The organism is Kitasatospora sp. NPDC056138, from assembly GCF_042264695.1.
Lineage (GTDB): Bacteria > Actinomycetota > Actinomycetes > Streptomycetales > Streptomycetaceae > Kitasatospora.
The window spans coordinates 25,109-46,699 of the sequence record NZ_JBHJVK010000051.1 but is presented as its reverse complement, the minus strand read 5'-3'; the positions used below and the strand labels follow the sequence as shown (position 1 = coordinate 46,699).

General features: G+C 73.4%; 22 protein-coding genes. 8 read left to right on the top strand and 14 right to left on the bottom strand.

Annotated elements, in window-relative coordinates; all coding sequences use genetic code 11:
- Positions 1-455: 455 nt before the first annotated feature.
- Positions 456-1,832 (top strand): hypothetical protein, encoded by a 1,377-nt coding sequence (locus ACFC1R_RS26925; protein ID WP_375942824.1) that lies wholly within the window; start codon positions 456-458, stop codon positions 1,830-1,832.
- Positions 1,833-2,064: 232 nt separating this feature from the next.
- Here ACFC1R_RS26925 and ACFC1R_RS26920 read toward each other — a convergent pair whose 3' ends face one another.
- The 8 genes from ACFC1R_RS26920 to ACFC1R_RS26885 form a co-directional block, all read right to left on the bottom strand.
- Complete coding sequence (locus ACFC1R_RS26920) at positions 2,065-2,928, bottom strand: ROK family protein (RefSeq protein WP_375942822.1); 864 nt, start codon at positions 2,926-2,928, stop codon at positions 2,065-2,067.
- 202 nt (positions 2,929-3,130) lie between these two features.
- Positions 3,131-3,904 carry a polysaccharide deacetylase family protein gene (locus ACFC1R_RS26915; protein WP_375942820.1) on the bottom strand — a complete coding sequence of 258 codons (774 nt, stop codon included), beginning with the start codon at positions 3,902-3,904 and terminating at the stop codon, positions 3,131-3,133.
- A complete protein-coding gene (locus ACFC1R_RS26910; RefSeq protein WP_375942818.1) occupies positions 3,901-5,349 on the bottom strand; it encodes a glycosyltransferase in 1,449 nt (482 codons plus the stop codon). Before ACFC1R_RS26910 ends, ACFC1R_RS26915 begins: the two co-directional genes overlap by 4 nt.
- Positions 5,350-5,607: 258 nt before the next feature.
- Positions 5,608-5,895: a metal-sensitive transcriptional regulator gene (locus ACFC1R_RS26905; protein WP_045305943.1), complete on the bottom strand. Its 288-nt coding sequence runs from the start codon at positions 5,893-5,895 to the stop codon at positions 5,608-5,610.
- A 316-nt stretch (positions 5,896-6,211) separates the two neighbouring features.
- On the bottom strand, positions 6,212-6,553 hold the full coding sequence (locus ACFC1R_RS26900; protein WP_375942854.1) for a YbfB/YjiJ family MFS transporter: 342 nt from the start codon (positions 6,551-6,553) through the stop codon (positions 6,212-6,214).
- Between the two features lie 316 nt (positions 6,554-6,869).
- Positions 6,870-7,184 (bottom strand): cation transporter, encoded by a 315-nt coding sequence (locus tag ACFC1R_RS26895; protein ID WP_375942816.1) that lies wholly within the window; start codon positions 7,182-7,184, stop codon positions 6,870-6,872.
- A 306-nt stretch (positions 7,185-7,490) separates the two neighbouring features.
- Positions 7,491-8,399 (bottom strand): M56 family metallopeptidase, encoded by a 909-nt coding sequence (locus ACFC1R_RS26890; RefSeq protein WP_375942814.1) that lies wholly within the window; start codon positions 8,397-8,399, stop codon positions 7,491-7,493.
- The gene (locus ACFC1R_RS26885) at positions 8,396-8,764 is read right to left on the bottom strand and encodes a BlaI/MecI/CopY family transcriptional regulator (protein WP_375942813.1); all 369 of its coding nucleotides are present in this window, start codon (positions 8,762-8,764) and stop codon (positions 8,396-8,398) included. Before ACFC1R_RS26885 ends, ACFC1R_RS26890 begins: the two co-directional genes overlap by 4 nt.
- Positions 8,765-8,993: 229 nt before the next feature.
- Between ACFC1R_RS26885 and ACFC1R_RS26880 the strand changes: the two genes are divergently transcribed.
- Together ACFC1R_RS26880 and ACFC1R_RS26875 are read left to right on the top strand one after the other, a co-directional pair.
- Positions 8,994-9,671, top strand: a complete 678-nt coding sequence (locus tag ACFC1R_RS26880) for a PLP-dependent transferase (protein WP_375942811.1) — start codon at positions 8,994-8,996, stop codon at positions 9,669-9,671.
- Between the two features lie 42 nt (positions 9,672-9,713).
- Positions 9,714-9,866, top strand: a complete 153-nt coding sequence (locus ACFC1R_RS26875; RefSeq protein ID WP_375942809.1) for a hypothetical protein — start codon at positions 9,714-9,716, stop codon at positions 9,864-9,866.
- 115 nt (positions 9,867-9,981) lie between these two features.
- Here ACFC1R_RS26875 and ACFC1R_RS26870 read toward each other — a convergent pair whose 3' ends face one another.
- The gene (locus ACFC1R_RS26870) at positions 9,982-10,419 is read right to left on the bottom strand and encodes an NADAR family protein (protein ID WP_375942807.1); all 438 of its coding nucleotides are present in this window, start codon (positions 10,417-10,419) and stop codon (positions 9,982-9,984) included.
- Positions 10,420-10,644: 225 nt separating this feature from the next.
- Between ACFC1R_RS26870 and ACFC1R_RS26865 the strand changes: the two genes are divergently transcribed.
- Positions 10,645-12,114 (top strand): DUF2079 domain-containing protein, encoded by a 1,470-nt coding sequence (locus tag ACFC1R_RS26865; protein WP_375942806.1) that lies wholly within the window; start codon positions 10,645-10,647, stop codon positions 12,112-12,114.
- 98 nt (positions 12,115-12,212) lie between these two features.
- On the opposite strand, the gene ACFC1R_RS26860 is transcribed toward ACFC1R_RS26865, so the two are convergent.
- On the bottom strand, positions 12,213-12,731 hold the full coding sequence (locus ACFC1R_RS26860) for a hypothetical protein (protein WP_375942804.1): 519 nt from the start codon (positions 12,729-12,731) through the stop codon (positions 12,213-12,215).
- Here ACFC1R_RS26860 and ACFC1R_RS26855 point away from each other — a divergent pair.
- Positions 12,724-13,218: a hypothetical protein gene (locus ACFC1R_RS26855; protein WP_375942802.1), complete on the top strand. Its 495-nt coding sequence runs from the start codon at positions 12,724-12,726 to the stop codon at positions 13,216-13,218. The two genes, ACFC1R_RS26860 and ACFC1R_RS26855, sit on opposite strands and share 8 nt — an antisense overlap.
- A gap of 25 nt (positions 13,219-13,243) precedes the next feature.
- Here ACFC1R_RS26855 and ACFC1R_RS26850 read toward each other — a convergent pair whose 3' ends face one another.
- The gene (locus ACFC1R_RS26850; protein ID WP_375942852.1) at positions 13,244-13,597 is read right to left on the bottom strand and encodes a Fur family transcriptional regulator; all 354 of its coding nucleotides are present in this window, start codon (positions 13,595-13,597) and stop codon (positions 13,244-13,246) included.
- 90 nt (positions 13,598-13,687) lie between these two features.
- Between ACFC1R_RS26850 and ACFC1R_RS26845 the strand changes: the two genes are divergently transcribed.
- The gene (locus ACFC1R_RS26845) at positions 13,688-14,323 is read left to right on the top strand and encodes a LuxR C-terminal-related transcriptional regulator (protein ID WP_375942850.1); all 636 of its coding nucleotides are present in this window, start codon (positions 13,688-13,690) and stop codon (positions 14,321-14,323) included.
- Between the two features lie 1,468 nt (positions 14,324-15,791).
- Positions 15,792-17,066 (top strand): LPXTG cell wall anchor domain-containing protein, encoded by a 1,275-nt coding sequence (locus ACFC1R_RS26840; protein WP_375942801.1) that lies wholly within the window; start codon positions 15,792-15,794, stop codon positions 17,064-17,066.
- Positions 17,067-17,376: 310 nt separating this feature from the next.
- On the opposite strand, the gene ACFC1R_RS26835 is transcribed toward ACFC1R_RS26840, so the two are convergent.
- On the bottom strand, positions 17,377-17,667 hold the full coding sequence (locus ACFC1R_RS26835; protein ID WP_375942799.1) for a hypothetical protein: 291 nt from the start codon (positions 17,665-17,667) through the stop codon (positions 17,377-17,379).
- On the opposite strand from ACFC1R_RS26835, the gene ACFC1R_RS26830 reads away from it, so the two are divergent.
- Positions 17,666-18,187, top strand: a complete 522-nt coding sequence (locus ACFC1R_RS26830; RefSeq protein ID WP_375942797.1) for a DUF4232 domain-containing protein — start codon at positions 17,666-17,668, stop codon at positions 18,185-18,187. The genes ACFC1R_RS26835 and ACFC1R_RS26830 overlap by 2 nt on opposite strands.
- A gap of 154 nt (positions 18,188-18,341) precedes the next feature.
- Here the strand turns inward: ACFC1R_RS26830 and ACFC1R_RS26825 are convergent, their stop codons facing one another.
- On the bottom strand, positions 18,342-18,872 hold the full coding sequence (locus ACFC1R_RS26825; RefSeq protein ID WP_375942795.1) for a GNAT family N-acetyltransferase: 531 nt from the start codon (positions 18,870-18,872) through the stop codon (positions 18,342-18,344).
- Between the two features lie 356 nt (positions 18,873-19,228).
- A complete protein-coding gene (locus ACFC1R_RS26820) occupies positions 19,229-21,547 on the bottom strand; it encodes a heavy metal translocating P-type ATPase (RefSeq protein ID WP_375942793.1) in 2,319 nt (772 codons plus the stop codon).
- Between the last annotated feature and the right edge of the window lie 44 nt (positions 21,548-21,591).

Below are 21,591 nucleotides of genomic sequence, written 5' to 3'. Positions count from 1 at the left end.
GCAAAGGGCGCGTCAGGGAGCGCGGTGCCAAGGTCCGGGCGCCGTAGCGTCAGCGGTGCGGAAACGGCTCTGCTCCTCGGGGGAGAGGCAGGCCGCGTCCACCGCCGGTGAAGACCTTCACCGTCCGACCACCGGCGGCCAGGTGATGGGGGAGGGGACGCGCGGTCATGACAGCGGGTGCATCGGGCAGACCGGCCGGTCCGGCAGGGAAGACACGTCCGCCGGGGGCGGCGGACAGTGGTCCGACCGGTCCGGTCGGCCCGATACCCGGGCCGCGCGTCCCCCGCACCACCTCGGCACCAGGGGGAGGGACACCTCCGGGGCCGGCCGTGAACACCTCACCTTCGCGACCGGCCCCGCGAGGCACCCCCGGTATCCCCGGTACCCCCGGCGTCCCCCGTCTCGCGGTGCTCCGATCGGCGGCCCTGAAGGCACGTTCCTGGCGGACGCCCCGGGTGATCCGGGTCCTCACCGCACTGTGCCTCGCCGCACTGCTCACCACGGCCGCCGTCGCCGCCACCGTCCTCGGCGGCGCCCGGGCCGGCACCGACACCATCGGCCACGACAAGGCCCCGCAGGCCGTCCGTGCCGCCGACCTCTACTTCGCGCTCGCCGACATGGACGCCCAGGCGGCCGACCTGCTGCTCGCCGGGGCCGACCTCGACTACGCCAAGCTGCGCGCCGAGACCCGGCAGACCTACGAGCGGCGTCGCGCCCAGGCCGACTCCGACCTCCAGCGCGCCACCGAGGCCGCCGTCGGGGACCCCGGCGGCGAGCAGGCCGTCCACACCGTCATCGACGACCTCGGCCAGTACGAGAGCCTGGTCGCCCGCGCCCAGCTCCTGGAGGACCAGGCGCACGCCCCGGCCGGCCGGCCCTCGCCCGAGGCGCTCGACGCCTACCGCCAGGCCACCGACCTGCTGCGGCAGCAACTGCTGCCCGCCGCCGACCAGGTGACCGCCGGCAACGCCGCCACCGTCGACCGGGTCTACACCGCCCGGCGCGGCGACCTCGCCGCCGGACGCGGGTGGCTGCTCGCCGCCGGGCTGGTGGCCGTGGCCGCCCTGGTCCTGCTGCAACGCACGCTCGCCGTCCGGTTCCGACGGGTCCTCAACCCGGCGCTGCTCGCCGTCACCGCGCTCACCGTCGTCGCCGTCGCCACCGGCTGCACCCTCGCGGGCACCGCCGACCGGCATCTGGTGGTCGCCAAGAGCAACGCGTACGACTCGGTGATCGCCCTGAGCCGCGCCCGCGCCGTCGCCTACGACATGAACGCGGACGAGAGCCGCTACCTCACCGACCCGTCCCGCGCCGCCGCCTACGAGCAGAGCTACCGGGACAAGAGCCAGTCCCTGGTCCGCCTGGGCGGCAGCGGCAGCCTGACCGACTACGACACCGCTCTGGCCGCCGCCGTCACGGCCCACCGGGCCGACCCGCAGGCCGAGGTGGTCTTCGGCGGCTTCCTCGGCGACGAGCTGCGCAACATCACCTTCCCCGGTGAGAAGGACGCGGCGGAGCAGGTCCTGACGGACTACCGGCAGTACCAGTCGGACGACCGCACGATCCGGCAGTTGTCCGGCCAGGGCCGCCTCAAGGAGGCCGTCACCTACGACACCGGCACCGGAGCCGGCCAGTCGAACGCGGACTTCGGCCTGCTCGCCGACGCGATGGACGGCGTCATCGCGATCAACCAGCGCTCCTTCGACGGCGCCGTCGCCGCCACCGACCGCGACCTGGGCCCCGGTCTCGCCGTGGGCGGTGCGGTGGTGCTGGCCGTCGCGCTGGCACTGACCGTCCTCGCCGTCCGCCCCCGGCTGCGCGAGTACCGCTGATCGCGGCCGCGTCTCCCGCGGCCGGGAAGCGTCGGAGCACGCCCGGTCGCGGCCCGCGATCCGTCACAGCCCGCGCGGTGGCGGAGCAGGCCGAGGTGTCGCAGGCCCCGAGGCTCCGAGGCCCGGGCCCCGGGGTGAGCAGCCCTGCGAGGTGATCGCGGTCGAGCCCGGGCGCCCGCTCCGGTCCCCGGTACGACCGCGCGCCCTCGACACCTCCGCCCGGCCGCTGCCGTCAGACGTACTGCTGCACCCACGCCTGGCCGTCGGCGGCCGCGCCGGCCAGCCGGATGGCGCCGCGCGCGACGACCAGCTCACCGGCCCGGATACGGGTGACGGCGCAGGCGTCCCACAGTTCGGGCAGGGCGTGGCGCTCGGCGGTGGCCAGCGCGGTGTCCCAGTAGCCCGGGTAGCCGAGGGTGCCGCCCGTGACCCGGATCACGTCCGGGTTCAGGAGGTTGACCAGTGACGCGAGGGCCAGTCCGAACGCCTCACCGGCCGCGTGCACGACGGCCCGGATCCGGGGGTCGCCGTCCGCCAGTGCGGCATGGATCCGCTCCGGCGGCATCTCGGCCGCCCGCACGACGGCGCCGCCGCCCGCAAGGTCGTCGAGGCGCCGGACGCCCTGCGGCGTGGAGACGGGCATGCTGCCGATCTCGCCGGCCCAGCCCCGTGCGCCCCGGACGACCCGCCCGTCGGCCAGGTAGGCCGATCCCACGGCGGTGCCGCAGACGACCACCGCTGCGGTGGCGGCCCGCGAGAGCCCGGCCGTCTCCTGGGCGAGGGCGCCCCGGATGTCGTTGACCAGCAGCGCGGGGCCGTCGCCGTCGCCCGTTCCCGCCCAGCCCGCGAGCTGGGGCAGCACGTCGGAGACCCTGACCCGGCCGCTCTCGACCAGGCCGGGCACGGCGATCCCCAGCACCGTCGGCTTCAGGCCGTGGTCCGCGAGGAACGCCCGGACGGCCGCCTCCAGGTCCGCCGGGGTGACCGCCCCTCCGGTGGCCAGCCGCCGGACGACCGGCTCGTCGAGGTCCGGCCCCTCGGCCAGCATGAGCACCTTGGTCCCGCCGATGTCGACACCTACCGCTGCTCGCCGCAACTGCCCCGCCTCCCCGCCCGACAACGCCCACTGGTCGCCCCAGCGTAGAGCCCTCCGGTGCCGGGCGGGAGGCGTCGGGCGGGAGGCGTCGGGCGGAGGCCGGCGGTCCACCGGCGCAGCGGAGTTGCCGGCCGGGAGTCCGGAGCACGGGCCCTTCGGGCCGTCCCGGCGCTCTGCGGCGAGGGTCCGGCCCGACCGGACGTCAGACGGTGCCTGCCCAGGCCGCGACGGCGGCCGCGGTCCGGTGTTCCCACAGGGGGCCGAGCCGGAGGCCACGGGCGTGGCAGGCGTCGATCAGGCGGGGCAGTGCGCCGAGGGCGGACCGCCAGGAGCCCGGGGCCGCGGTGCAGTCCGTGTCGTGCAGGAGCACGGTTCCCCCGCCTGCCAGTCCGCGGGTGACCGTGCGGTAGACCGAGTCCGGGCTGGCGGTGGCGGTCCAGTCGCGTCCCCAGGTGCTCCACAGCATCGGTGTCAGCTCCAACTCCCGTGCGGCGGCCAGTGCTCCGGCGGTGAGCACCCCGTACGGCGGCCGGTACCAGCAGGGTTGGCTGCCGGTCAGTTCGGCGATCACGTCCCGGGCGCGGGCGATGTCGTCGCGCACCGCGCCCGGGGTGCGGGCGAGCAGGCAGCGGTGCTCGTACCCGTGCACCGCGATCTCGTGGCCCGCCGCGACGAGTTCACGGCCCAGGCCGGGGGCGCGGACCAGCATCCGGCCGAGCAGGAAGAACGTGGCCCGTACGCCCGCGCGGTCCAACTCCCGCAGGAAGGCGGGCGTGGAGGCCGGGTCGGGGCCGTCGTCGAAGGTCAGTGCGACGTGGTCCGGATCGCCGAACCCGCACAACTCGGGGGTGAGCCAGGGCCGTACCGCGTTGAGCGCGCTGAGCGCGGGTGCGGCGTGCGCCACCGCGAGCGAGCCGGCCGCCAGCGTGCCGGACAGGGCCAGGGCCTTGGTCACGGGGCCGATCAGTCCGCTCACGAGGCCAACTCCCGGGCGTCCGGGCGGTGCAGGGGCAGCACGGCGGGGGCCGTCCGGGTGGTGGCCGTCGTGCGGACGGCGGGTGCGGCGGGCGGAAGGGACGCGGCGGGTGCGGCGGGTGCAACGGGTGCGGAGAGGACGGCACCGGCCAGGGCCGCGATCACCTGGTCGGCCGGGACGGCCGCCTCCGTGCGGTCGGCGGTGCCCGCGGCGAGGGCTTCGCCGAGCAGCGCGGCGAGTTGCCCGGGAGTCCGGATCCACGGGGCGAGTCCGGCCTGGTCCAGGGCCTCGGCGTTGGTCACGCCGTGGCCGGGCAGGCAGCGGTAACTGACCACCGGGACGCCGCTGGCCATCGCCTCCAGGGAGGTGAGTCCGCCCGCGTTCTGCACCACCACGTCCGAGGCGCGCAGCAGCGCGGGCATGTCGTCCACCCAGCCGAGTGCCACGCCCACCCCGTCCGCAGCCAGCCGTTCGCGCAGTGCCGAGTTCCGGCCGCACACCGTGACCGGTGTGGCCAGGCCGGTCGCCGCGATCTCCCGGGCGGCGAGTTCCACCTCGCCCACGCCCCAGGAGCCGGCCACCACCAGCGCCACCGGCCGGCCGGTGGGCAGCCTGAACCGCAGGCGCTCGCAGCGCCGTTCGTCCGCCGACGCCGCCGGACGGAACTGCGGCCCCACCAGTGGCCCGCTGACCAGCACGCCGTCGGCCCGGTGGGCGCGGGCCTGGGCGGCGGCCACCGGGTGCAGCGCGAGGTGCAGATCGACTCCGCGGGCCACCCAGAGCGGGTGCACCGACATGTCGGTGAGGAAGGTGACCGCGGGTGCCGCGAGCCTGCCGCGCCGGCGGAGCCTGCCCAGGGCCTGGCTGGCCAGCGGATAGGTGGACACCACCGCGCCGGTGTCGGGACCGATCAGCGCGCGGGTCCGCCGGGCGGCGGCGCGGCCGGCGAGCGCGCTGACCAGCGCCGAGGACCAGCGGTGCCGCTGGAGGCCCTCCAGCAGCCAGCCCCAGGCCCAGGGCGCGACTCGCAGCTCCAGTTCGTAACTCGCGCGGAGGATCCGCCCCCACCCCGGCGGCAACAGGTCGAGGAAGTCGTGGCAGTCGACCACGAGGCCGAACTCCCGCAGGCGGCGCACCAGTTCTCGCGCCGCGCCGTCGTGCCCGGCCCCGATGCTCGCGGACACGACCGTGACCCGGCGGGGCGGGGTGTGCGGGGAGGCGGTGGGCCGGGGCAGCAGCGTGAGGGGGCGGGGCTGGGTGCGGGGTGCCCTGCGACGCTCCGTACGGCCCGGCCTGCGGGCGCCGCCGACCGTCGACCGGGCGCGGACCCGGTCCGCGTCCGCCGGATCGGGCCGCCGCGCCCCGCCCGCGCCGTAGCCCCGGCCCATCGCTGCGGCGCTCGCCGCACCGCGGTCGGACGGCTCCGGGAAGTGGGGCTGGGGCATCGGGGGCTCCTCGCGCAGGACACGGCGCCGGAACCTCCGTCCGGCGGTGCGGCTCAGCATTGCCCCGCGACGCTGAAGGCAGCCTGAAGCAAGCTGAAGGCCCCTTCAGCGCACGTCGCGCGAAGGGGCCTTCAGCAGGAGCCCGCCTGTCGGTACCGGTCCGTCGCCGCCGGGCCAGGGGCGCGGGTGCGTACGGCCGGGGGCGTCAGGGCGCCGGTGACGCCGGTGACGCCGGTGACGCCGGTGACGCCGGCGGCGTCAGGAGCGGACCAGGCGGGCGATGGCGGCGTTGGCTTCCTTGAGCTTGAGCGCGGCTTCGTCGCCGCCCGCGCTCACGGCGTTGCTCACGCAGTGGGCGAGGTGTTCCTCCAGCATCTGGAGGGCGAAGGACTGGAGCGCCCGGGTGCTCGCGGAGACCTGGGTGAGGACGTCGATGCAGTAGGTGTCCTGCTCGACCATCCGCTGGAGGCCGCGGATCTGGCCCTCGATACGGCGCAGTCGCTTGAGGACGTCGTCCTTGTGGTTGCTGTAACTGTGGTCGACCATGGGCCTACTCCGGTTCCCTCATGTGCTCGGCTCTCGCCCTGTCGGGGCGGCTCTCACCCTTCTCCGGGGCGGCCATCGGCGATGTCGGCCGGACCTGTCGTGCGTCACTCGCGGTGGGCCGTCCGGTGGGCTCCTGCTGCGCCACCGGCGAGCTCGGACCGACCGGCGGACGGGGGCGGCGTCGCGTGCCGACGGCTGTCGCCCGGACGGTTTCTCCTCGGTCGCCGCAGCTCTGCTGCCACGCCCTCGTCGCCACCGCCGGATTCGTCCCTCGACCTGCTCCTACGTCCACTCCCGTGTGCCGGTCGGTCTTACTTTACCCGGGAACGGTATCCGTCGGAACGGAGACGGACGGGACGGCCGGGGCGGACGGGGGTGCGGTACGGGCCCGCTGCGCCAGCGCGGTGGCGGCGGCCAGCGCCAGCAGCACCGCGCCGATGGCCAGCCCCGCGGTGGTGCCGCTCGGCCCGCCGGCGAGGGCGCCCGCCAGTAGCGGTCCCAGGCACTGGCCGAGGGCGAAGACGGTGGTCAGTCCGGCGATGGCGGTTGTCCAGTGGTGCTCGGGCAGGCTGTCCCTGGCGCAGGTGGTGACGGCCGTGATCGCCGAGCCGAAGAGCAGCGCGGAGGCGTACGAGACCGGGGCGGCCGAGGAGAGCAGGGGGAGCGCCCGGAGCAGGGGGAGCGGTGCGGCCGGCCGGCCGGCCGAGCGGGCTCGCTGCCGGGCTGCCGGCGGGGGTGCCTGCCGGGGTGCCTGCCGAGTTGCCTGCGGTGGAGGGTGGGTGACGGTCCGTCATGGGACTCCTTGGCCAGGCCGAGTGAGCCGCGGGTACCGTCGGTCGGTGGCTCAGACCGGTGCTCGCGTGCTGCGCTTCACGGCTGATCCGCCCGGTCCGGGGGAGGGTCCCGGAGTCGGGGACGGGCCCGGGGCGTGCACGGCGGTGTCCGCATCGCGCACGCCCCGGGTGCTGCGGGGGTCAGGCTGCGGACCCCACCAGGTCGTAGCCGGCCTCCTCGATGGCCTCGGCGACGGCGCTGCGCTCCAACGGCTGCTCGCTGTCGACCGTGACGTTGCCGGTGGCGAGGTCGACGGTGACCGAGGTGACGCCCGGGAGCTTCGTCAGCTCGGCGGTGACGGAGCCGACGCAGTGGCCGCAGGTCATGCCCTGGACGACGTAGATCTCCCGGGTGCCGGTGGCGGGTTCGGCGGCCGGGGCGGAGCCGCACGAGCCGCCGCCGCAGCAGGAGCCTGCGTTCTGGGTGGCGTCTTCGGTGAGGAGGTTCTCGGGCATCGGATGCTCCCTTGCTGGGTCTGTCGCGTCAGGCGATCCGGCGGGCCTGTCGGCCACCGACCTGACGAACGTACCATACCCCCCTAGGGTAATGTCATGGGTCTGCGGTAGCCCGCGGTCCGGGCGGTCCGGGGGCCGGTGGAACGGGAGGCCCCCCGCGGTCGGCCGGCGCGGGGCGCGGGGCCACGGCAGCGGCCACGGTCATGGCGGTGGCGGTGGCGTGCGGGCGGCCGAGTGGGCGGGCAGGTGCAGCCGAGGCAGGCCCGGCCCGCACCACGGCGGGCCGGGGGCCGGCCGACGCCGTACTCAGCCGAGCGTCGGCCCGCAGGTGACGAAGTACGGCAGCAGCGGTGCGGCGAGGGCGAGCAGCAGCACGGCGGTCCGGGCCACCGGGCGCAGACCGGTCCGCGGCAGCAGCAGCCGCTTGAGGCGGAGCAGCACGGTGGGCCCGCCGGCCGCGAGTGCGGTCTGCGGTACGCCGCCCGCGGCGACCTCGCACATGGCGGCGGCGAGCGCCTTCGGGGTGCAGCTGCGCAGGGCGTGGTCGTCGGCGACCATCTCCAGCAGGTCGGCGGTCTGGCTCCGGGCGGTGCGGGCGAGCGGGAGGCCGGGGAAGGCGCGGGCGAAGCCCTCGGCGAGGGCGAGCGAGAGGTGGTGCCGGCCGCGCAGGTGGGCGCGTTCGTGTTCGAGGACGGCGTGCAGCTGTTCGGGGGTCAGGGTGTCGAGGGCGCCGCTGGTCAGGACGGTGCGGGGCCGCCGTCCGGGCAGGCAGTACGCGGCGGGGGTGTCGTGTTCCAGGACGACGGCGCCCAGCCGGGGTTCGGGGCGTCCGGCCAGGTCGAGCAGGGCGAGGTGACGGCGCCGGTGGCGGCGCGAGCGGAGCAGTGCGGCGGAGAACCAGCCGAGCGGCCAGGCGGCGGCGATCCCGACGGGAAGCAGCAGTCCCGGCCCCTCCGCGCCGCGCTCGACCGAGGGTGCGTCGTCTCCGCCGAGCCAGACGTCGATGACGCCGAGCAGTCCGTGCAGGTGCTGGCCGGACCGGGTGAGGTGGTAGGCGGCCAGGGCCGCGGAGACGACGAAGGTGAGCATCAGTGCCCGCCAGAGCGTCAGTGCGGCCCTCGGTGCGCGGTGGGCCCAGCGGGCCCGGCCGAGGGCGGCGGGTGCCGCCCACCCCACCACGGCGGCGTAGCCGGCGAGGACGGCGGCGGCGATCACTGCTCGCCGGCTCGGTCGATGGCCAGGAGTGCCTGGCGGAGCGCCTCCTGCTCGTCGGGGGAGATCTGTTCGACGAACCGGGCGAGCGCGGTGGAGCGGTCCGGGCTGACGCCCAGGGCGTCGTGCATCAGGGCCGCCGTGTAGGCCTCGCGGCTGCGGGTGGGCTGGTAGACCCAGGCCCGGCGCTCCTTCTCGCGGCGCAGGTGGCCCTTGTTGAAGAGGATGTCGGCGACCGTCATCACCGTCGTGTACGCCACGGGCCGCTTCCGGTTGAGGTCGTCGACGATCTCCCGGACGGTGGCGGGCCGCCCCCAGCTCCACAGGCGGTCCATGATCTCCGCCTCCAGGTCTCCGAGTCGCCGCACGCTGACGTCCCCTCCTCGTCGCACCGCCGCCCCTTCTTCGGCTCCCATGCTAGACGAGACCGGCCCCGCGAGGGGAGGAGGAGCCGCCGGAATTCATACCATCGGGGGGTATGGTACCGATGGGATGAGTTGGCGCATCGCACGTCAAGATGGTTGCACGGAAGTCGACTTGGGAAACCCTGGACGCCTTCGCTGCGCACCGGGTGCCGCGGCGGGCATCCTGGCCGGCATGACAGCCACCACCAGTGGCGCGGCCGGCACCCCCGGCGCCGCGCCGGCCGGCCGTACCCGCCCGCAGACCCGCGCCGTCCACGTCACCGCGCCGCAGCCGCCGGGCAGCCGTCCGTTGGCCGTCCCGCTCTACCAGACCTTCGGGTTCGCCTTCGACGACCCGGATGCCATCGCCGACGCCATGGCCGGTCCCGACGGAGCCTTCGTCTACACCCGGCGGGGCAATCCGACCACCAGTGCGCTGGAGTCGGTCCTCGCCGACCTGGAGGGCGGCGCCGCCGCGATGGCGACCGCCTCGGGGATGGGCGCGATCAGCTCGGTGCTGCTCGCGCTGTTGCGCCCCGGCGACCACCTGATCGTCCAACGCTGCCTCCACTGCGGTGCCGCGCTGGTGCGGATCGTGGAGGGACGGCTGCCCGGCTTCACCCCGGAGAACAACGCGGCCGACGTCCGGGAGCGAAGGGACTGGTCGCTCGGCCGGGTGCTCGACGAACTGGAGCGGGGCATGATCGAGGCGGGCCCGGTGATCGCCGCCGCCGGAGGGGAGTTGGACGTCATCGCGCTGGGCGAGTGGGTGCACGCCGGTGATGTCCGGGAGGCACTCGGCCGGCCGGGGGCGTACGAGAGCGTGGGCATGGACGACGCACTCGCGCTGCTCTCCACGGTGAGCCGGTAGCGCAGTACCCCGCGTGTCCACGCCACCACGCCGATCGGCGGCATGGTCTTCGGCAACGTGGTCGAGGGCCGTGCCCCGGCCCGGCTGGAGGCCGACCCCGGCACGGTCATCAGGATGTACTGCGGCCGACCGGCCGACCCCGCGCGCTACCGCCTCTGCGGGGCCACCGACCGGGAGCTCGTCGTCTACGGCTGATCCCACCGGGGGCGGCGGGCGTCAGGCCGTGCGGCCGCCCCCGGGGACGCGGATCCGCGTCCCCGGGCGCGGAGCGCCGGCCGCGGCGGCGGTGGACCGGTTCGAGTCCGACGGGTCAGGCACGGAGCCGGCCGCGTGTGCGCATCAGGATCCGGCCGAGCATGTTCTTTCCGGTCCCGGTTCTGCCGCGACCCCAGTAGTGGTCGGTGCCGGTGTCCTCGACGAGCTCTTCGTCGCCGGTGGACAGCAGGACGGCACGGATGTCGGCGTGCGCACCGAACTTGGCCAGCACCGCGCGGCGCATCACGTCGTCCCTGACCCGGTCCCAGTCCCGCCGCAGCGGCCCGGACGGATCTCGGCCCAGCTCGGCGGCCCGCAGCGGTGTCCGGGCCCGCCGGATCGTCTCGGCACGGCGGGTGCCGGCGAACTTCTGGGCCTGGAAGAAGTGCTCCGAGGTCGGCCACCAGTGGCCGTCGAGGTCGAAGCCGTGCGCGGAGAAGTTGGAGAAGCAGCCGTAGGGGACTTCGTCGGCACCGTAGAAGTAGATCGTCATCCGAGCCTCGCGGGAGTTGCGGAAGTCCGTACGGTGTCAGCCGCCGGACGGTGCCCGCAACCGGATTTGGCCTTCCCGGCACCGCGCCGGCGCATCGCACGAATGCCACACGGGGTGTGCGGCCATTCGAAGGATTCTGAGCGGACCGGCGGTAGCTCCCGGCGTCACGTCGTCGCGGTTGCTGCCATCTTGAGGGCCACAGCCGCAGCCCCGGAAGGCCAGGTCATGCACGCACCCCCCACTCACGGCAGTACGCTCCCTCCGCAGCAGTCGGCTCCGCAGGAACGGGTGGCGGCGGAGCCGTCCGGCGGGAGCCGCTCCGACGGCGCGTGGTGGATCTGGGCGCTGGCCGCGGCGCTGTTCCTCGCGTACGCGGCGCTGTCCCTGCGGATCCACCGGCGGATCCTCTCCAACAGCTACGACCTGGGGATCTTCGAACAGGCCATCCGGTCCTACGCGCACGGGCACCTACCCGTCTCCGAGCTGAAGGCGCCGGACTTCCCCGTCCTGGGGGACCACTTCTCGCCCGTGCTGGCGCTCGTGGCGCCGTTCTACCGGCTGTGGCCGTCGGCAGAGACCCTGCTCGTGGTGCAGGCGGCGCTGGTCGCGGCAAGCGTGCTGCCGCTGGCCGGTTGGGTGCGCCGGACACTGGGCCCGGCAGCCGCTGTGGTCATCGGCGTGGGCTACGGCCTCTCCTGGGGGGTCGCGAGCGCGGTCGGATTCGACTTCCACGAGGTGGCCTTCGCCGTTCCGCTGCTCGCGTACTCACTGTCCGCCCTCGGGAGTGGCCGGCTGCGCGCCGCGGCGTTCTGGGCGCTGCCCCTGCTGCTGGTGAAGGAGGACCTGGGCCTCACGGTGGCCGTGATCGGTCTTCTCATCGCCCGGAGCGGCGACCGCAGGTTGGGGATCGTCACCGCCGCATCCGGTCTGGCCGGAACGCTGCTGGCGCTGCTGGTGGTCCTGCCGGCCCTCAACCCGGACGGCTCCTTCGCCTACTGGTTCTGGCTGGACAGCCCGAAGGGCAGCGACGGCGGACTGGCGGGGCTGCTGTACCGGGGCACGGTCGGCCTCGTCACCCCCGAGGCCAAGGTCTCGACCCTGTTGCTCGTACTGGCCCCGACCCTGTTCCTGGCCCTGCGCTCCCCGCTGCTGTGGGTCGCACTGCCGACACTGCTGTGGCGCTTCTCCTCCGGCAACTCGGTTCACTGGGGCACCGGTTACCACTACTCGCTGGTGCTGATGCCGATTGTCTTCGCGGCGTTCGCCGACGCTCTGGTCCGTCGCCGTCCGAGCAGGGCCAGCCTGCACCGCTACCTCGCGGGCTCCGCCGCGATCGGGCTTCTGGTGCTTCCGCAGTATCCGCTGTGGCAGCTGGTCAAGCCGGACACCTGGCGGACCGATCCCCGCGTCGCGGTCGCCCACCGCCTGATGGACCGCATCCCCGACGGTGCCACGGTCCAGGCGTCCACCCTGCTGGTGCCCCAGCTCACCGACCGCACCAGCGTCAGCCTCTACGGCTGGCCACAGAGCCGTCCCCGCCCCCAGTGGATCGTGGTGGACACCTGGACGCCGTGGTACAAGCGGTGGCCACTGACGGTCCAGGAGGAGAAGGCGTCCCTGGACCTGGCCCGTGCTCAGGGCTACCGCACCGTGGCCGACCGGGACGGCTTCGTCCTGCTCAACCGTCCGGACTAGGCATCTCGACCGCCCGTACCGGGTATCCGTTCGACAGTCGGGCATCCGTCGGACCGGTGCTCGGTGTCGGCTGCGGATCGGTGCGCCGCCGCAGCGCCCTACCCCAGCCGGACGACCTGGAACGCCTCCGCCCGCCGCCCGGCCGGCAGCCCGCCCCGGGCGGCGTGCTCGCCCTGCCAGCGGACGAGCAGCTCCGCCAGCTCGGCGAGATGGGCGGTCTGCGAGGTGTGCAGGCGCAGTGCGGCGAGCTTGCGGGGGAAGACGTCGGTGACGTCGATGAAGTGGCTCGGAGTCGGCCCGGTGATCAGCCAGATCTCCGGGACCTCCCAGGCGGCCAGGTTCTGCTCGCGGTAGAGGGTCGGATGTGCGAAGGGGGTGCGGGCATCGGGGTAGACGGCGCGGAGGCCGCTCCGGGGGTCGGCGGGGAGACCGCCCGGGGGCCGCTGCAGTTCTCCGGCATCGACCGCGCCGTCGTCCAACTGGCCGTCCTGCCGACCCTGGTGGCGGCGCACGGCAGCCCGCTCCCGACGGGCTTCCAGGTCAACGAGTACTACCGGCTGGACGGCCGGAAGCTCCACCACCCGGCGGCACGCGGTCTGGGCGCTGGACGTGCTCACCGATGCCGGCTCGGACACCCTGCGCCGCCATGTGCTCTCGGACCGCCCCGAGGGCCGGCCGGCCGAGTTCCGGCTGGACGGGCTGGACCGGACCCGAGACCACCTGCACGCCGGCTGGAACCAGCGGCTGAGCCGGCTGTTCTCGGCACTGCGTGAGGACTGCGCCGGGCTTACCCCGGAGGAGGAGCCGGGCGGCACGGGCTGGGACCTGCTCGCGGAGCGGCTGGACTTTTCGGCTCGTGAAATACGAAGCTCCTACGGAGTGTCGGGAACCCTGCTGGCCGACGACGCGGCCCGGATCCGCCAGGTGATGTCCGGGGTGCCCGACGACCTGGTGCTGCGAGCGGTGGGCGGCTGGACCGGGGTCTTCGGCTGGCTCGGCTTCGAGCTGTCGGGCCAGTTCGAGGGCACGATGCTGGAACGATCGGCGGCCTTCGACCACCAACTGCGCTGTCTGGCCGTCCTGGTGGGACTGCCCGGCAGCTGAGCGGCCGACGGCGGGTGCGCCCCGCTCAGGCCGGACCGGCCTTGCGGCAGTCGGGGCACTCGCCCAGGAAGACGAGTTCGGTCTCCTCGATGCGCCAGCCGCGCAGGCCCTTGCGCGGCGGGGCGGGGACCTCCGCCTCGACGTTGGTCACCCGGCCGCAGCGGGTGCAGAGGGCGTGCTGGTGTTCGCCGGTGGAGAGCTCGAAGACGGCCGGACGGCCGGGGCGTTCGAACTTCCGGACCAGTCCGGTCTCCATGAAGTGCCGCAGCATCTCGTAGACGGCCTGGCTGGTGAGCGTACCGAGCCGGGCCCGGGCCGCCTTGGTGATCGACTCGACGTCCAGGTGCGCCTGCGCGCTGAGGATCTGCAGGACCTCCATCCGGGGACCCGTCACGCGCAGGCCGACGTCGCGCAGCCGCTGGACCACCGCGTCCCGGTCGTGTTCCATCAGGGCCGCCATCGGGTCGCCATGTGGTCGGGACAAAGATTTGACCAAGCGCACCTCTTGCCCGATCGGAGCCCGGCTGAAGCCCGGTCGAAGCCGTGCCGGACCGGGCCCGAACCATCCGAGTTCCTGGAGCAGGGGCTGGCCCGCGACCGCCGGCTGCTGGAGAGCGGCGCCCAGGTCCGGGCCGTCTACCAGCAGCGCTTCGCGGTGGTGCCGGCGCTCGCCGAGTTCTTCCGCCGCCAGACCGAGCTGGGCGTCGAGGTCCGGCTGGCCCCGGTGGTCCCGCTGAACATGATCCTGAGCGACCGCCGGTTCGCCCTGCTCCCGATCGATCCGGACAACCACGAGGCCGGCGCCGTGCTCGCGCGCGGCTCCGCCCTGGTCCGCTCTTACCTGGCGCCCTACGAGTACTGCTGGCACACGTCCTCGACGTTCGGACACGTCGAGCAGCGCCGCGGCGGCGAACGGCTGACCGAGCAGCAGCACGCGGCGATCAGGATGCTGGCGGCCGGCATGAAGGACGAGAAGATCGCCCGCTCGCTCGGCGTCTCGCTGCGCACCCTCGGCCGGGTGATGTCCGAGGTGATGCAGGAACTGGGCACCACCAGCCGCTTCGAGGCGGGTGTCCGGGCCGCGAAGCTCGGCTGGCTGGACTGACGCGCCCATTTGCGCTGCGCCGCGCGGCCGTTCGCCGGTGGGCAGGGCGCCGGGGTGCATCGAGGCGATCTCGTCCTTGACGGTCTCCGAGAGGCCCTCCAGGGTCTGCTGGATCCGCCGCCTGCTGGTCAGTACCTCGATCTCGATCTCGGCATGGGTGGCGCCCCCGCCGCGCATGTAGCGGGCGGCCAGGTCCTCGATCGCGGCGTACCGGTCCTCGGCGCGCTGCTGGCGGTCCCGGATGTCGCGCTGTTCCTGGGCGAGCATGCGCAGCAGGGCCACCTCGGGGTCGACCACCGCCACGGCGCCGGCCTCGTCGCGCGAGGGCTCGGTGATCAGGCCCAGTTGGCTGAGTTCGGTCCAACAGGACTGGGCCTCGGGGCCGGAGAGGCCGAGCTCGACCGTGAGTTCGTCGTAGTTGGACGACCCCCGGGTTCTCAGCTCCTGGTAGAGGGCCAGTGCCTGGTCACAAGACGCCCCGGGGCCGAACTGCTCGCTGCGGAAGAGCAGTTCTTCCCGCATCGTGGAAAGATCGAATCTCTGCTCGGCGAATGCCGTCTCCTCGACGCCGTCGAACCGCGGCACCCGGAAGGTCCAGTGGCGGTACGGCTCCTCGGCCAGTCCGGTGCGGCGGTGCGCGGTGAAGTCCAGGGCGAGCGTTCCGCCGGGACGCAGGTGGGCGGCCACCTCGGTGAGCAGTGCCGCCCGGGAGCCCGGTGCGAGCGCGGTGACCATCGCTCCGGCGAGCATCACGAAGCCGAACTCGCCGTTCAACCGGAGCAGTTCCAACGCGGTACAGCTGACGGTGACGGCCCGTCGGGTGCCGGTCCACCGCCTCGACCCGGAAGCCGTGGTGAGCAAAGGGGACGGTCAGTCGTCCGGCCCCGGAGCCCAGGCCGAGGACCGGGCCGCCGACGCTGCGGGCCGATCTCAGGTACCCGACGATGTCGGCGGCATGCGGGTTGAGCAGGAAGTCCTGCAGCCAGGTGGTGCGCGGGGTCGGAGGCGCCATCGATTCCAGGCCGGGGGCCCAACGGGTGCCGGTGGGCCCCCGGTCGCCGTGGGGAGGGCGGACGGCGGACGCGAGTGGGGCGGATCCGGAAGGGCTGCGCGTGGCCATGGCTCCTCCAGGGTGTGCTCAGGTGCCCCGCCGGGGACGGCCGGTGCCACGAGAGCACCCGGGGCGGTACCGATCCTCACCCGTGTGATCGCACCGGAGCCAGTGTTCGGCGCGGCGGGTCCACGCGGTGGCAGGTGGCCGCCACCGTCGAAATCCGACTGGGACTCGAATATTGGCAGTAATACAAACCGGTAAATCTGCCGTCCGGGCTCCCCGACTCCGTTCCGGGCAAGGCCGTTCGGGTCAATAACTACACCGATGTATTGATCGGGCTGTGTGGTAAGCGTCAGATTAATCGGGCTTTGTTGTAGACAGAGAATCCGCTTTGACGATCACATTGGGAGCATCATGAAGACCCGCGCAGCCGGTCTCGTCGTGTCGGGACTGACCTCGTTCGCCCTGGTCGTGCTGGGCAGCAGCACGGCGCACGCCTACTCCGACTGGTCCCCGGAGGTCGCGACCAGCGATTCGGGGATGAGCGAATCCCCCTGGGTGGCCGCGCTCGTCGACCAGGCCGGCCTCGGAACGGCACCCCAAGAGGGGGAGGCCTCTTGGGGTGCCAGGAACACGGACGGCGCCCTGCCGCAGCAGTTCGAGGGCGCACCGGACTGGGAGAACGGCTACCAGACGGCCGGCCCCGCCGAGCAGCCGAGGCTGGACGGCGACCACGAGCAGTGCGACCAGCGCTGCGGTGAGCACGGCCAGGACAACGAGCACGAGCACGGGAACAAGCACGAGCACGAGCACGGCCAGGGCAACGAGCACGACCACGGCAACAACCACCAGGGCCAGGGTCAGGGTCAGAACCAAGGCCAGAACCAGGAGCAGAGCCAGGATCAGACGTCCACTCAGGACCAGTCGAGCAACGAGACCGCTGACCAGTCGTCCAGCCAGACGGCCAACCCCAGCCAGACGGCCAACCCCACCCAGGACTCCGACTCCAGCGCCATCGGCGGCGGCAGTGGTACCGGTACCGGCACCGGCACCGGCACCGGCAGCGCCACGGCCAACCCCACTCAGGACACCGCCGCCAGCGGTACCGGCACCGGCAGCGCCACCGCCAACCCCACTTCGGACTCCGACTCCAGCGCCGCCGCCAGCGGCAGTGCCAACGCCAGCGGCAGCGCGAACCAGACGGCCAACCCCACCCAGAGCGCCAACGCCAGCGGCAGCGCGAACCAGACGGCCAACCCGACCCAGAGTGCGAACTCCACCCCCACCCAGACCAACAACCCCAGCCAGACGGCCAATCAGACGCAGGGAAACCAGACCTTCACGGTTTCGATCTCGAACGACAGCCACCCGAACGTGACGGTCACGGGCAACAATGCGCCTTCAATCCAGAACGTGAATGGCAGCCAACTGACCAACAACAATAACAACAACAACAATAACAACAACAACAACTCGAGCTCGGCGAGCTCGGTGAACAAGATCGAGTTCTCGGGCAAGGAGCACGGTTCGGCCGGCGGTCACCACTCGTCCGGCAAGGAGCACCACCACCATCACCACGGGGAGTTGGCCCACACGGGTTCGGCGCAGACCCCGCTGATGCTGCTCTCCGCCCTGCTCTCGACGATCGGGGCGATGCTGCTCGTACTCCGCCGGGCCACCCGGGACTGAGCTGTCCCCGACCCGGGCCTGTGGCTCCGGACGGGCCGAACAGGTCGGACGGGTCGGACGGGTTTGCACCCGGAAGGAGCAAGAGGGAGAAGGAGTAGAGCGGAAGCAGCAGGCGATCACCGCGTGCGCCGTACCGGGTGACCCCCGGTCCGGCGCACGCGGTGTGTCGTGTTCGGGGTGGGTGCATCGGCCCTGCTGCGCCAGGTGCCGGATGTCCCCGGGTGTAGGGTCCGTCGGGTCCTCTAGGCTCGAAGAGTCCGAGCCGAGTCCTGGACGGCGATGGCGGCGGTGAAGCCATGGCCCGGCACAACTACGGGGGAACTTCGATGAACAGACGGCTGGTGGTCGGAGCAGCGGTTGCGGTGGGGCTGGTCCTGTCGGTGAGCGCCTGCGGGCCGGAGGGCGACGGCCCGGCGACGGGGGCGGCCGGGACGGCGTCGGTCTCGCCGGACGGTAGGGCGTCCGCCGCCGGTGTCAGGCCCTCCGGGTCCGTCGCGCCGTCCGCCGCCGGTGCGGCGGGTGTCGGCCCGAGCGCCTCCGCCGGTTCGGCCGTGCCCTCCGGCAGCGGCGTACCGGCGGTGCCGGTTTCGGCGTCGCCCATGGCCGTGGTGTCGCCGACGGGGACCGGGCCGGTCCCGTCCGGTTCCGTCGCACAGCCGACACCGGACGGTGCGGCGGCCAACTGCACGTCCGCACAGCTGCGTTGGACGCTCGTGCACCTGGAGCACGTGCCGACGACGCCCGGTGATCCCGTTCCGGCACGGCTGACCGCGCAGAACGCCGGAGCCGAGGCGTGTGCCTTCGACGGCTACCCGTGGTTCCGGGTGCACGTGGGCAAGGGGCCCGAGGTGGTCGCGGTCGGCGCCAGGACGGTGCCGGTGCGGCTGGTGGTGGCGCCGGGGCGTTCCGTGGTCGTGGACCTGCACTACAGCGAGGTCCCGGACACCAGCCGTGTCTGCTACTTCCCGGCGGACGACCTCGCGCAGGGTCAGGCGCTGCCGCCGCACGCCGGGCGGCACGAGACCGGTCCGGCTCTGAAGATGACCGACGCCCACGGGAAGCGGGTCGGGATCGTGGTCTGCGACAAGCACATGTGGATGAGCGCACCCGTCCTGAAGTGAGCTCCTGCACCGCCGTCCGGGCTGAGGGGACTCGGACTGTGGGGGACTCGGACTGCGGGCCCCTGACCACTGGGCCCGGATCGCGGCAGTCGGACTGCCGGCTCGGACTGCGGGATCGGACTGCTGGCCTGACTGCCGATCCCGGGGCGTTCGTTCAGATCTCGCGGCGGATCCGGACCAGCGGGGGAGAGCCGTCGGAGGGGGCGACGCCCTCGGCCGGGTGGTGGCCGGGGCCGACGGGGGCGAAGCCGTGCCGGGTGAAGAAACCGAAGGCCGGGTCCCCGCTGCCGTACACCCCGACCGACTGCTCGGTGGCGCCGCGGGCCCGCTGCTGCTCGGTCGCGGCTCTGACCAGCGCGCCGGCGATGCCCTTTCCGCTGTGTGCGGAGGCGATGCAGAGGGTGTAGATCTCGCCCGAGCCGATGGTGGTGATTCCGCCGGCGGCGGCGCCGACGAGTTCGCCGTCGGTACGGGCGACGAGCCAGCCGAGCCAGCCGTCACCGGCGCGGGCGGCGCTTGTCTCGGCGGAAATGCGGCCCACTCCGCAGTATTCTCCGACCAGGAGCTCGGTGCGGTATCCGCCGAGCAGTTCCGCGTAGTTCTCGCGCCAGGAAGTGGCGAGAAGGGCGGCGATCTCGGCGGCCTCGTCCGCGACGGCCGCCCTCGGCTCCAGCTTGTCAGCCATCTCTCATCCCCTGGTCGGCGCCGTGCCCAGCGGGTCGGCGGCAGTGGCTGCCGACCCCGAGGGAGGGGTGGTCGTTGCCCGGTAGGTCGTCGGGAGTCAGTCGAGTCATTCCGTTGGCGGAAATCAAGACCGGTCCCGAGTTCGGAGCATTCACCATTCGGCCGATGTGCCGGATCGGTTCTGCCGGGTTCCGCGGGGTTCTGGCGGGAGAGAACCGACTGTTTCTCCGTCATGTCGCCGCCCCGTGATTCTGCGAAATTACTAAGGAATGTGGTAGTGGCCGGAGGGCTTTTCCCGGTGGCGGAAGCCGTGAGGCCGCCGGACCAGTGGTCGGGCGGCCTCACGGTGACTGTTCCTCAGGCGGTCGGTCCGGTGGCGCGGTTGTCGGGCAGGGCGGCGAAGCGGCGCAGCCGCAGGCTGTTGGAGACGACGAACACCGAGGAGAACGCCATCGCCGCACCGGCGATCATCGGGTTCAGCAGGCCGGCCGCCGCCAGCGGCAGCGCGGCCACGTTGTAGGCGAAGGCCCAGAACAGGTTGGTCTTGATGGTGGCCAGGGTGCGCCGGGCGAGGCGGATGGCGTCCGCCGCGATGCGCAGGTCACCGCGGACCAGGGTCAGGTCGGCCGCCTCGATCGCGGCGTCCGTGCCGGTGCCCATGGCGAGCCCGAGGTCCGCCTGGGCGAGCGCCGCCGCGTCGTTGACGCCGTCGCCGACCATCGCCACCCGGCGGCCCTCCGCCTGGAGACGCTTGACCACGTCCACCTTGTCGGCGGGCATCACCTCGGCGATCACCTCCTCGATGCCGACCTCGTCGGCCACCGCGCGGGCGGCCGAGGCGTTGTCACCGGTGAGCAGCACCGGCCGCAGGCCGAGGGCGCGCAGCTGGCGGATGGCGGCGGCCGAGGTGGGCTTCACCGCGTCGGCGACCACCACGATCCCGCGCGCCCTGCCGTCCCAGCCGACCGCGACGGCGGTGCGGCCCTTGGCCTCCGCCTCGGCCTTGGCCCGCTCCAGCGCGGGGGGCAGGTGCTGGCTCCACTCGTCGAGCAGGCGGGTCCGGCCGACCAGGACGGCGTGCCTGGTGCCGTCGCCGGCCACCACGCCCTGCACGCCCAGGCCCTCCAGGTTGGCGAAGTCCTCGACCTGCGGCAGGGTGCCGACCCGCTGGGTGGCGCCCTTGGCGATCGCCTGGGCGATCGGGTGCTCGGAGGCGTCCTCCAGTGCACCGGCCAGGCGCAGGATCTGCGCCGGGTCCTCGCCGTCGGCAGGGACGACCTCGACCAGGGTCATCTGACCGGTCGTCACCGTGCCGGTCTTGTCCAGCACCACGGTGTCCACGCCCGTGGTGGACTCCAGTACCTCGGGCCCCTTGATCAGGATGCCGAGCTGCGCGCCGCGTCCGGTGCCGACCATCAGCGCGGTCGGCGTGGCGAGCCCCAGGGCGCAGGGGCAGGCGATGATCAGTACCGCTACCGCCGCCGTGAACGCCGAGCTGATGCCCGCGCCGGTGCCCAGCCAGAAGCCGAGGGTGGCGACGGCCAGGGTGATGACCACGGGCACGAAGATCCCGGAGACCTTGTCGGCGAGCCGCTGGACCTCGGCCTTTCCGTTCTGCGCGTCCTCCACCAGCCGTGCCATCTGGGCGAGTTGGGTGTCCGCACCGACCTTCGCCGCGCGGACCGTCAGCCGGCCGCCCGCGTTGACCGTCGCGCCCACCACGGTGTCGCCCGGGGAGACCTCGACCGGTACGGACTCACCGGTCAGCATGCTGGCGTCGATCGCCGAGGTGCCTTCGACGATCACGCCGTCGGTGGCCACCTTCTCGCCCGGACGGACCACGAAGACGTCGCCGACCGCCAACTGCCCGATCGGGACGCGCTCCTCGCGGCCGTCCCGGATCACCGCGACGTCCTTGGAGCCGAGCTCCAGCAGTGCCCGCAGTGCCGATCCGGCCCGCCGCTTGGAACGGACCTCGAAGTAGCGTCCGGCCAGCAGGAACGTGGTGACTCCGGCGGCGGCCTCCAGGTAGATGTTGCCCGCCCCGTCGCTGCGGCCGATGGTCAGCTCGAACGGGTGCGTCATGCCGGGGGTGCCGGCGGTGCCCCAGAAGAGCGCGTACAGCGACCAGCCCATGGCGGCCAGCGTGCCGACCGAGATCAGGGTGTCCATGGTGGCCGCGCCGTGCCTGAGGTTGGTCCACGCGGCACGGTGGAACGGCCAGGCGCCGTACGCGACGACCGGGGCGGCGAGGGTGAGCGAGAGCCACTGCCAGAAGGTGAACTGGATCGCCGGGATCATCGCCATGGCGATCACCGGGACGGTCAGTACCGCAGAGATCAGCAGCCGCTGACGCAGTGCCCGGACCCGCTCGTCGGCCGCCGAGGGGCCGGCCTCCTCCGTGCTCTCCGCGTTCTCGGCGGCCGGCGGCCTGGGCAGTGCGGCGGTGTAGCCGGCCTTCTCCACCTCGGCGACCAGGGCCTGCGGCTCGATCGAGTCGAGGAAGGTGACCTTGGCCTTCTCGGTGGCGTAGTTGACGGTGGCGGTGACGCCCTCCATCTTGTTCAGCCGCTTCTCGATCCGGGCGGCGCACGAGGCGCAGGTCATGCCGCCGATCTCGAGTTCGATCTGCTCACTGCCGGCGGGCCGGGTCCTGTCTTGGGTTGCGGAGCTCATCACCCCTCCTCGGGGGTACTGCGGTCGGGCGCGTTCGGGGGTAC

Bases quoted from the DNA above. Each gene is read 5' to 3' on its own strand.
- ACFC1R_RS26910 (WP_375942818.1), bottom strand. From the start codon at position 5,349: ATGCCCCAGCCCCACTTCCCGGAGCCGTCCGACCGCGGTGCGGCGAGC.
- ACFC1R_RS26905 (WP_045305943.1), bottom strand. From the start codon at position 5,895: ATGGTCGACCACAGTTACAGCAACCACAAGGACGACGTCCTCAAGCGA.
- ACFC1R_RS26895 (WP_375942816.1), bottom strand. From the start codon at position 7,184: ATGCCCGAGAACCTCCTCACCGAAGACGCCACCCAGAACGCAGGCTCC.
- ACFC1R_RS26880 (WP_375942811.1), top strand. From the start codon at position 8,994: ATGACAGCCACCACCAGTGGCGCGGCCGGCACCCCCGGCGCCGCGCCG.
- ACFC1R_RS26875 (WP_375942809.1), top strand. From the start codon at position 9,714: ATGGTCTTCGGCAACGTGGTCGAGGGCCGTGCCCCGGCCCGGCTGGAG.
- ACFC1R_RS26870 (WP_375942807.1), bottom strand. From the start codon at position 10,419: ATGACGATCTACTTCTACGGTGCCGACGAAGTCCCCTACGGCTGCTTC.
- ACFC1R_RS26865 (WP_375942806.1), top strand. From the start codon at position 10,645: ATGCACGCACCCCCCACTCACGGCAGTACGCTCCCTCCGCAGCAGTCG.
- ACFC1R_RS26850 (WP_375942852.1), bottom strand. From the start codon at position 13,597: ATGGAGGTCCTGCAGATCCTCAGCGCGCAGGCGCACCTGGACGTCGAG.
- ACFC1R_RS26845 (WP_375942850.1), top strand. From the start codon at position 13,688: ATGTGGTCGGGACAAAGATTTGACCAAGCGCACCTCTTGCCCGATCGG.
- ACFC1R_RS26840 (WP_375942801.1), top strand. From the start codon at position 15,792: ATGAAGACCCGCGCAGCCGGTCTCGTCGTGTCGGGACTGACCTCGTTC.
- ACFC1R_RS26830 (WP_375942797.1), top strand. From the start codon at position 17,666: ATGGCCGTGGTGTCGCCGACGGGGACCGGGCCGGTCCCGTCCGGTTCC.
- ACFC1R_RS26835 (WP_375942799.1), bottom strand. From the start codon at position 17,667: ATGGGCGACGCCGAAACCGGCACCGCCGGTACGCCGCTGCCGGAGGGC.
- ACFC1R_RS26825 (WP_375942795.1), bottom strand. From the start codon at position 18,872: ATGGCTGACAAGCTGGAGCCGAGGGCGGCCGTCGCGGACGAGGCCGCC.
- ACFC1R_RS26820 (WP_375942793.1), bottom strand. From the start codon at position 21,547: ATGAGCTCCGCAACCCAAGACAGGACCCGGCCCGCCGGCAGTGAGCAG.